The 9,315-nt window shown below is 53.7% G+C and carries 11 protein-coding genes; 8 read left to right on the top strand and 3 right to left on the bottom strand.

Annotation, left to right across the window (positions count from 1 at the left end):
* From PHP98_10750 to bioB, 5 genes are all read left to right on the top strand, one after another.
* Positions 1-474, top strand: a 474-nt coding sequence (locus PHP98_10750; protein MDD5484105.1) for an adenylyltransferase/cytidyltransferase family protein, incomplete at its 5' end; no start/stop codon positions are given.
* Positions 475-537: 63 nt separating this feature from the next.
* Positions 538-786, top strand: coding sequence for a ribbon-helix-helix domain-containing protein (locus tag PHP98_10745; GenBank protein ID MDD5484104.1), 249 nt, complete (start codon positions 538-540; stop codon positions 784-786).
* Positions 786-1,202 (top strand): putative toxin-antitoxin system toxin component, PIN family, encoded by a 417-nt coding sequence (locus PHP98_10740; protein MDD5484103.1) that lies wholly within the window; start codon positions 786-788, stop codon positions 1,200-1,202. Before PHP98_10745 ends, PHP98_10740 begins: the two co-directional genes overlap by 1 nt.
* A gap of 57 nt (positions 1,203-1,259) precedes the next feature.
* Positions 1,260-2,228, top strand: coding sequence for an ADP-glyceromanno-heptose 6-epimerase (gene rfaD, locus PHP98_10735; GenBank protein MDD5484102.1), 969 nt, complete (start codon positions 1,260-1,262; stop codon positions 2,226-2,228).
* Between the two features lie 3 nt (positions 2,229-2,231).
* Complete coding sequence (bioB, locus tag PHP98_10730; GenBank protein ID MDD5484101.1) at positions 2,232-3,302, top strand: biotin synthase BioB; 1,071 nt, start codon at positions 2,232-2,234, stop codon at positions 3,300-3,302.
* Between the two features lie 77 nt (positions 3,303-3,379).
* On the opposite strand, the gene mtnP is transcribed toward bioB, so the two are convergent.
* Positions 3,380-4,144: an S-methyl-5'-thioadenosine phosphorylase gene (gene mtnP, locus PHP98_10725; GenBank protein ID MDD5484100.1), complete on the bottom strand. Its 765-nt coding sequence runs from the start codon at positions 4,142-4,144 to the stop codon at positions 3,380-3,382.
* A gap of 144 nt (positions 4,145-4,288) precedes the next feature.
* Here mtnP and PHP98_10720 point away from each other — a divergent pair, with 144 nt between their 5' ends.
* The 3 genes from PHP98_10720 (at position 4,289) to PHP98_10710 (ending at position 7,242) form a co-directional block, all read left to right on the top strand.
* Entirely contained in the window at positions 4,289-5,065 is a 777-nt protein-coding gene (locus PHP98_10720) for a CDP-alcohol phosphatidyltransferase family protein (protein ID MDD5484099.1), read from the top strand.
* 3 nt (positions 5,066-5,068) lie between these two features.
* Entirely contained in the window at positions 5,069-5,869 is an 801-nt protein-coding gene (locus PHP98_10715) for a uracil-DNA glycosylase (GenBank protein ID MDD5484098.1), read from the top strand.
* Positions 5,870-6,084: 215 nt separating this feature from the next.
* Complete coding sequence (locus PHP98_10710) at positions 6,085-7,242, top strand: tyrosine-type recombinase/integrase (protein MDD5484097.1); 1,158 nt, start codon at positions 6,085-6,087, stop codon at positions 7,240-7,242.
* Between the two features lie 437 nt (positions 7,243-7,679).
* Here PHP98_10710 and PHP98_10705 read toward each other — a convergent pair whose 3' ends face one another.
* Both PHP98_10705 and PHP98_10700 read right to left on the bottom strand, forming a co-directional pair.
* Positions 7,680-8,564, bottom strand: coding sequence for a nucleotidyl transferase AbiEii/AbiGii toxin family protein (locus tag PHP98_10705; protein MDD5484096.1), 885 nt, complete (start codon positions 8,562-8,564; stop codon positions 7,680-7,682).
* Positions 8,561-9,154 carry a type IV toxin-antitoxin system AbiEi family antitoxin domain-containing protein gene (locus PHP98_10700; GenBank protein ID MDD5484095.1) on the bottom strand — a complete coding sequence of 198 codons (594 nt, stop codon included), beginning with the start codon at positions 9,152-9,154 and terminating at the stop codon, positions 8,561-8,563. Before PHP98_10700 ends, PHP98_10705 begins: the two co-directional genes overlap by 4 nt.
* Positions 9,155-9,315: the final 161 nt, after the last annotated feature.

The raw sequence follows: 9,315 nt of genomic DNA, 5'->3' as shown, positions 1-9,315 counted from the left end.
GCCATGGCGGCCGAGCGCAAACGTTTGAAGAAAGCCGGCCGCGCGCTGGTTTTCACCAACGGCGCCTTTGACATTCTCCACCCGGGCCACGTCAAGTATCTTGACTGGGCGCGGCGGCAGGGAGATGCCCTTTGCGTGGGACTCAATTCGGACAGGTCGGTCCGGAGCTACAAAGACAAAAACCGGCCGATCAATCCGCAGGTTGCCCGCGCCCGCGTGCTCGCCGCGCTGGAATGCGTGGACTACGTGGTCGTTTTTGACGAGCCGGAACCAGCGAAGCTGATTGAATTGCTCGTGCCGGACGTGCTGGTCAAGGGCCGGGACTGGGCGCATTATGTCAGCGGACGCGAAACGGTTGAAAACGCCGGCGGCCGCGTGGCGCTGGCGAAGATGGAAAAGGGCTGTTCAACCAGCGGCATCATTGAAAAAATCCTTGATGCCTATCGCGGTTTCACGGCTCAGCATGATACATAACATCGCATGCTTGACAGGCGATACACAAGTTTTGTATGTTACGCAAAAAGGAAAAATAAATCAATGAGCAACGTAACCGTCAATATATCGTTTCAGGACAGTCTGCTTCGCGAAATTGACCGTGTCGCCCATGGCGAGGCCCGAAGCCGCTCGGAATTTTTACGCGAGGCGGCTCGGTTATACATCCAGCGCAAAGAGCGGTGGGCCGGAATATTTGTTCTGGGCCGGAAAATCGCCCGCGGAAAAAAACTGAAGCAACAGGATGTATCAGCAGAAATTGCCGCATACCGGAAAAACAGGGTGGCAGGTTAATGACGGCTCCGCGCATCGTGCTGGATTCCAATGTCATTATCTCCGCCTTTCTCTTTGGCGGCCATCCGGCGCGCATTGTGGAACATGTGCTCGACGGCTCCTTGCAATGTTTTGTCTCCCTGGCAATTCTGGATGAAATACGGGACGTGTTGCAAAGACCGAAGTTTGGTCTGTCATCGGAACAGGCTCTCGCGTTTATTGAGGAACTTCATAACCTGTGCCGGGCAGTAACCCCAACGGCCAGAGTCCGGGCTATTAATGCCGATCCTGACGACAACCGTGTTCTGGAATGCGCCCTGGCCGCTGACGCGGACACGATTGTCTCCGGAGATTCACACTTGCTCAATCTCGGTCAATGGCAGAACATACGTATTCTCGCGCCGGCCGAGTTCATAAGGGAATTTGAAGGACAATAACGTGCCTTGTCCGCATGGGTGCGCATAAAACCGGAATCTAACTGAAAGGCAATTATTATGGGCGGAAAATATATTGTTACCGGCGGCGCCGGATTCATCGGCAGTAATCTGATAGAGGCGCTCAACCGGCGCGGCGAGGAGCATATCCTCGTCGTTGACGATCTTGGCCAGGACGAGAAATGGAGGAACCTGGTCGGACTGAATTACGCCGATTACTGGGATAAGGACGATTTCCGCTTCCACCTGCGGAACGATTCTCTGGGAGAAGCCGATATTGTTTTCCATCTCGGCGCCTGCAGTTCCACCACCGAGCGCAACGCCTCCTTCCTGGCCGACAATAATTACCGTTTTACCTGCGAGTTGTGCGAGTGGTGTCTGCGGCACAAGGCGCGTTTTATCTACGCTTCCAGCGCCGCCACCTACGGCGACGGTTCCGAGGGATACCGCGATGATTTTGAGAAAATCGGGCGGTTGAAACCGCTCAATATGTACGGTTATTCCAAGCAGATGTTTGACCTCTGGGCACTGCGGCACGGCTTGTTTGACAAGATCGCCGGCGTCAAGTATTTCAACATTTACGGCCCGCGCGAGGCGCACAAGGGCGACATGCGTTCCATGGTCCACAAGGCTTTCTGCCAGATCCGCGAAACCGGCACCGTGCGGCTGTTCAAGTCGGAAAATCCGGATTACCGCGCCGGCGAACAGCTGCGGGATTTTATGTTTGTCAGGGACGCCGTGGAAGCGACCATCTTTCTGGCGGAAAACGGGGATGCGAACGGGCTTTTCAACTGCGGTACGGCTCAAGCGCGCACCTGGCTGGATTTGGCCCGGGCGGTCTTTGCGGCGTTAAAGCGCGAGCCGCAGATTGAATTCATTGACATGCCGGAAACGTTGCGCGCCAAGTATCAGTACCATACCGAGGCCGATGTTTCCCGTCTGCGTGCGGCCGGGTATTCCGAGCCTTTCGCCCCGCTGGAGGAAGGTGTCCGCGAATACATCGCCTGGCTGCAATCCGGGAAGCCATGACCATTGGGATATATAACACCTCAATTTTGCGGGGGATCTTTTAAAATCAACAACGAATCTTCAGTTAAATGTTCCGAAAAGCAATCCTGCCGCCTTGACTGGCGGGCGCTGGCGGAAAAGGCGCTGACTTCTACCGGCATCACGCGCGGGGAAGCGCTGGCGGTTCTGCGGGCGGATGAAAGCGATCTGCTGGAAATCCTGGCCGCGGCCTACCGCCTGCGGCGGGAAACGTTCGGACGAAGCGTGAATCTGCACGTTATTCAAAACGCGCGCAGCGGTTCCTGTTCCGAAAACTGCGGTTTCTGCAGTCAGTCGGCCGTGTCCAAAGCCGGGATTGGCCATTACCCCCTGCGCAGTGCGGAGGAAATAGCCGCCGGCGCCCGGCAGGCCGACAAGATGAACGCGGCGAAGTATTGTATTGTCACCAGCGGCCGTGCGCCCGCCGAAGATGCGGTTGAAACCATGTGCGCCGCCGCCCGGCAAATCCGCGCCGAGGGAATTAAACTGAGCATTTGCGTTTCAATGGGGCTGGCAAGCGCGGAGCAGTTGCGCCGCCTGGCCAAAGCGGGCGTGAACCGTTACAATCACAACTTGGAAACCGCGCGCCGGTTCTTTCCGGAAATCTGCAGCACGCATTCCTACGATGAACGCGCTGCCACGGTGCGCATGGCCAAGGCGGCCGGGCTGGAAGTCTGCTGCGGGGGCATTATCGGGTTGGGGGAATCCCTGGAGGACCGGGTGGAACTTGCTTTTGAATTGCGCGAACTGGGGGTTGATTCCATTCCAGTCAATCTTTTTAATCCGCGCCCCGGTACGCCTTTTGAAAAAAAACCGCCTTTGGCCGCCCTTGCGGCCCTGCGCGCGCTGGCGATGTTCCGGTTTGTCAATCCGCGCCGGGATATCCGCGCGGCGGGCGGACGCGAAGCATGCCTGGGTCCGCTCCAGCCTTTGGCTTTGTTCGCCGCCAATTCTGTTTTTACCGAGGGCTATCTCACCACCGCCGGACAGGGGTATTCAAGGGATATGGAAATAATCCGGAGCCTCGGTTTTGAAGTCGGCCGGATTGAAGCATGAGGCGGACTTTTTCCTCATCCTGAATGCCGCGCGGGCCGCGTTCGGAAATAACGCGCCATGGCCGGAGCGGGGGCGTATCATCCGGCCGAGCCGATAAGGGCGATTGTCTTCAGCAGGAGTTTTTTCAGGTTTTCCACGTTCTGCGCGAACACGCGCAGGATGTCGGCGATCGTTACCGGTTCTTCGTCGGTTTTCCAGCAGTCATAATCGGTGGAGACCGCCACGGCCGCGTAGGGAATTTCAAGCTCGTTGGCGAGGGCGGCTTCCGTGGCGACGGTCATGTTGATCACGTCGGCCCCCCAGGCCCGGAACATCTTTGACTCGGCCCGGGTGGAAAAGCGCGGGCCTTCAATGGTAATCACCGTGCCGCGCGGATGAGAGCGCAAATCCAGCGACTTTGCGGCCGACGTCAGCTGCTGGCGCAGGAACGCGGAAAAAGGCGCGGCCATCGGCGTGTGTTTTGCGTTCTGGATGCCGGGCTCAAATTTTTCAAAAAACGAAAGCGCCCGGCGGCGCGAAAAATCAATAAACTGATCCAGCACCACGAAATCGCCGCGGCGGATTTCCTCGCGTAATGACCCGCAGGCGGACGTTGCCAGGATGTGCGTGCAGCCCTGTCCCTTGAGGGCGAAAATGTTGGCGCGGTAGTTGACCTGGGTTGGCGGGCAGGTATGCCGGCGTCCGTGCCGCGCCAGCATGGCGACTTCAACGCCTTCAATTGTTCCGCAGGTCAGCGGCGAAGTTGTTTCCCCGTAGGGCGTTGAAACATGGATGTCTTGCGCGTCCCGCAGTATTTGCGGGTCGTCAAGTCCGGATCCGCCGATTATGCCGATTTTTGCCATAGCTTGTTTTCTCCTTTTGAGGTTGCTCCCGGGAAATTTTTCCATAAAGTTTTGACAGGATTGTTGGTTCGGGATATAGTAATTCAGAAAAGCGCCGTGTAAACAAAAATCCTTTCCGGCGTTCATCTCATTCCGGGAGAAAAAATGAATTGGCGGCAGTTTATTCCCACCGTGATCACCCTGCTGGCGATGCTGTGCGGTTTTTTCAGCATCCTGCTGGCCATTGAAGGCGAAAAACATTTCCTGCTTTCGGCGCAGTTTATCATGCTGGCCATGGCTCTGGACGGCCTGGACGGCAATCTGGCCCGGCTCCTGAAGGGCACTTCGCCCTTCGGCGCGGAACTGGACACTTATGTGGATTTGACCGCCTTCGGCCTGGCGCCGGCCATTCTTATTTACCAGGTGGCGCTGCAAAGACACGTTGACTGGCGCATTCTGATGACCTCGCTGGTGGTGCTCTCGGGCGTTATCCGCCTGGCGCGTTTCAAGGCGCACGACCCGGCGCGCGGTCAGGCCGGCTACTGCGGACTTCCCATCACGGCCAGCGCCGGTTGGGTGGCTATTTTTGTCCTCCTGAGCGAAACCAAGGTCTTTGCTGAATTTTTCCAGCTGGGCTACGGTCCGGTTGGAGTTTTGTTCCTGGGCGGGGTGCTGGTGATGATCACCCTCCAGGTTTCCAACGTGCCTTATCCGAAACCGACAAAAATACCGAGCGTTTTCGTGCTGTGCGTGGTGTTGGTTCTGTTGTTGTTTTTCACGGGCAGCAGGGCCGCCACTGCCGCATCCCTGCTAATTCTCGGCCTGGGAGTGGTCTATGTGATTTTCGGCCCGCTTTTTATGAGAAGGATGAAACGCCTGGCATTTGCAGACGGAAACATTAACAACGGAAATGCCGGCGCTAAAAACGGATTTTGGTTTTAATTTATGGATGGGGACATAAAACAACGGCTGGCAAAGATTAAAAAAGACGTGGAATCTTATATTGATTATCTGCGCGAAAATAATGTCACTGAAATAATTTCTTTTGCCGGCGGCCGGAAGGGAAACAATGCCGTTTCCGGCCGTCCCCCGGTTTCCGCCGCCGGCCGGTCCGTGCCCCCCGCTCCGGCCGCGGAAAAACAGGCGCCGGAAAGCCCCGCCGGGCCGCCCGAAGAGGAATTAGAGGCAATCGCCGCCCGGGTCGCCGCCTGCTCAAAATGCGCGCTTCATAAAACACGGACAAAAACGGTTCCGGGGCAGGGGAACTGCCGGCCGGATATTCTTTTTATCGGTGAAGCTCCGGGTGAGGATGAAGACCGGCAGGGGATAGCGTTTATCGGCCGGGCCGGCCAGCTGCTGACCCGCTTGATTGTCCGGATGGGATACGCGCGCGAAGAGGTTTTCATCGCCAACATCATCAAGTGCCGGCCGCCGAACAACCGGAAGCCTTTGCCGGAGGAAATGAAAACGTGCCTGCCTTATCTTGAGCGGCAGATTGCCGTTTTGAAACCAAAAGTCATGGTTCTTCTGGGCGCCACCGCGCTGGATGGTCTTATACCTTCCAACGTGCCGGGGAGAACAATCTCAAGAACGCGCGGTAAATGGCTTGAATATCAAGGCATTCCTGTCATGCCGACTTTTCATCCTTCCTATCTCCTGCGCAACCAGTCGGCCATGTGGGACGTGTGGGCGGACATGGAAAAAGTTCTGGCGCATCTCGGCCGCAAAGCGCCGCCCAAAAAATAACCTTCAATCTGTTCTTTCTGCCTCTCGCATGATTTCGAGTCATGCACGTTAAACCAGGCTCTGCCATCCCTCCGGCGTTCATTATCAAGCACTTATAAAATATGCCGTTTTTAGTACTTGACTGTTTGCTACATTTTGACCAGAAAAGACGATGCTCTGGATGGGAATCACCCCAACAAATCTATCGCGTCTTTTCATAACCAATGGAGCAAACTATGCAATCAAAATTAAACCAACCGACGTGGCCAAGGATACGAAAGCGTAAAACAAAAGTCAAGAAACACACGTATCATTATTGGGTTGTCGATTGCGGCGTTGTTGACGGCAAGCGCATAACTTACACGTATAAGTCAAAAGCCGATGCCGAATTGATGGCGCAAAAGAAACGCATCGAACGAAATAAAATCGGCGCCGACGCTCTTCGACTCAATGAAGATCAGAAAAAGGAAGCCGTCCTTGCCTACCATAAGCTTAATGGGCGTGCTACCCTTGTGGATGCGGTTGAAACCTTCCTGCAACATTCGCCGCAAGATGGTGTAAAACGAAGTGTCAAGGAAGTGTTTGATGAATACCTTGAATCCAAACGCAAAGCCAATCGGCGTCCCCTCACCATCCGTGACGCCCGCCAGAAAGTTCAGCGGTTTGTTGCCCGCTACGGCAAATCCCTGATCCATGAAATAACTGTCCACGATATTGAAAAGTGGCTTGATGACCTTGGTCTGACCCCGGTATCGCGCGAATGCTATATGCGTAACCTGCGCGCATATTTCCAGTATGCGGTGAAGCGGGAATACATCCGGACCAATCCTGGCAGTAAGATCGAAAAAACGCATTTGGATAACAAATCGCCAAAAGTCATGCCGGTTGATGATGTCAAAAAACTGTTTGGCGTTGCTGAGAAATCAGTTCCAGAACTTATCCCATATCTCGCGCTGTCTTTTTTTGCCGGCTTGCGTCCTGCGGAAACCCAAGAAATAACTTGGGATAATATTGACCTTGAAGGCCGGATCATTCGGGTCATCCCTACCGTTGCCAAAACGCGTCGCCAGCGATTTGTTGATGTTTCCGAGAATCTCTTTCAGTGGCTTACCCGATATCGGAGTCTCGGTAAAATATATTATTCCCGCATGGCATTTATCAAGGTTCGGCAGTTGGCTGGCATTACGTGGTCGCCCGATATTGCCCGCCATTCTTTTGGATCATATCACCTAGCCCATCACGAAAATGTCCAAAAAACCTGCCTGCAAATGGGTCACACCATGCCTGATGTCCTGTTTAATCATTACCGTGGTCTTGTCAGACGTGAAGATGCCACCCAATATTGGCTGATAACACCACAGGCAAAAAGTAACGTTATTTCGCCAGCCCATTAACAGCCCTTAACTTAACATGAGGGGGGGGGGCATATCCTTGATCGTGAATGACGTTTACCCTCTCGGATACAAGGCGAAACTTTAATAAAGGCGGTCTTCATGGCTATGACATGAAGCAGAATAAAGCGGTGGGAGCTGTTCTTGCGACAATAATATTGGCCGTTGTTGTTTGGGTGATAACGAACCAAACACAGCATCACGAACAGACAATCTCACCATGCCCCGAATTCATGGTCATTGATCAGAACGGCCATTATTCTCTGAACCGGAGCTTGGTTACCCCTGAAAATGCCGACGCCATCAATCTCTGCCTCCGGCAAGTCTGTATCAATAACGTACATATCGCTCACGACTTTTCAGAACTCATGCCGCCTCAATTGCCTTCCTGACCGGCTTCTGCGAACTCTTAAAAAAACTTCAACAGGGTTAACATGGGGTTATCGCGTTACTGGCGGCTGAAGCGTACCGATAAAACGCGCCAGAACTTCGTAGGCTTGATTCAAATCTTCAGTCAATCCACATTCTGCGGCCTGCGCGGCAAACGGCCTTGCCCAGGAAAGCGGCGGCTGAACGACGTTCATATCGAGCGGATGAGTTTTACGTCGTTGGAAAGTCTTGTGTAAAGCGTTTATCGTTTTCTCTCGATGAAGCCGGCCTTCCTTTATCAGCAATACCATATCCACCAAATCGCGGGAACGTGAGTTCTCGATATTCTCGCCGCGGGGTAACGTATAGGCGTGATATTTTTCGGCAAATAATTGTTCCCTGGACATCACCGTGAATGATCCCGGCGCAATGTCGGCAAATTTGAGCCAATCAGGAGACGCGACTTGTTCCAGCGGTTCAATGACGACATCACCTAGGCCGGCATCCAGATGAAACCGGACAAACAGACGCCCCGCCATGCGGCTTTCGACAGGATAACGAAAACCACCATAAGGCGCGCCATCCAAATCGGCAATCGGTTCGCCGATGATAAACATGAAGCGGTCGCCTAAATCCAATTCCGCGGCTTGTTGCAATAGATCCAGCATCGAACGGCGCTGGTCCTTGGCGCTGAACCCCGGCTTGGTTCGGTGAAACGCCAAGTCAATATCACGAGTAGTACGCGCCATGGTCAGTCGCAATTCCATGGCATAACCGCCTTTCAATATCCACGGTGAAGAAGCTTCATGGAAAATGCGGCATAACAGCCGATCAAATGCCACCTGCCGCCGTAAGCGCTGGAGATCAATGTTCTCCTTGGCAGCCCTTTGCTTAAGACGGGCTTCCAACGAGATACGAAAGGATTCCGGCGTGTATTCTCGGTTGCCTGACTTCACGAGATTTCCTTGTCAAGGAGAGCCAATAAAGGCTCGTTATTAGATAGTCGTTTGATGGCCGTCCTGGTGATCAGCCCGCGCTGAAGCGCCTGTTCCAGCGCCTGCTTAATGATATGGCGTGAGGTTTTGTCCTCCGCCATCAGATCAAGAATCGTCCGCAGGGGACGTGTGACCTTAAACCCTGTCATTTGTTCAATGTCCCGGTCATCAATATCGGCCTTATGCAGGATCAGTATCGGCGGGATGGCGCCGTTTCGTCGGAATGAATACGGCACCGTCATATGCAGTTTGGCCGGCATAACATCGGAAAGCTCATAAATACTCAGTGCCGTGACATGGGAATATACGCCTTGAGGAGTATCTGTCCGATTCCTTGACCAAAGCGACCATTTCACGAGATCGGATTGTGGCGAGGATGGAAAGCGTGCCAGCCGATAAATACCCCGCTGTTCTCTGATCCAATTGCCGGCATGCACATGATAGGGATGCGTATTTTCCGCGTACCCGGCCTGTTTAGCCTGCTTTGTCGTGAAATACCCCTGTTGAATCTCGGCAATTCGATAAAGGTTCTTGTTAGTTGATAGAGCCATAAAACCCCATTGCTAAATACCTCAAATAATTTGAAGTATTATGTATTTGCCATTTAATTGCAATGTTTTTTAATTTGCGATTTTATGGGATACGATCGGATAAACTCCAGAAGGTTATCGGCGCCCATCACGTTCACCCGCTTTACTGAGCGGCGAATCAA

Source organism: Kiritimatiellia bacterium, from assembly GCA_028715905.1.
Lineage (GTDB): Bacteria > Verrucomicrobiota > Kiritimatiellia > JAAZAB01 > JAAZAB01 > JAQUQV01.
The sequence above is the reverse complement of the archived record's forward strand: the minus strand, read 5'-3'. Positions and strand labels throughout refer to the sequence as shown.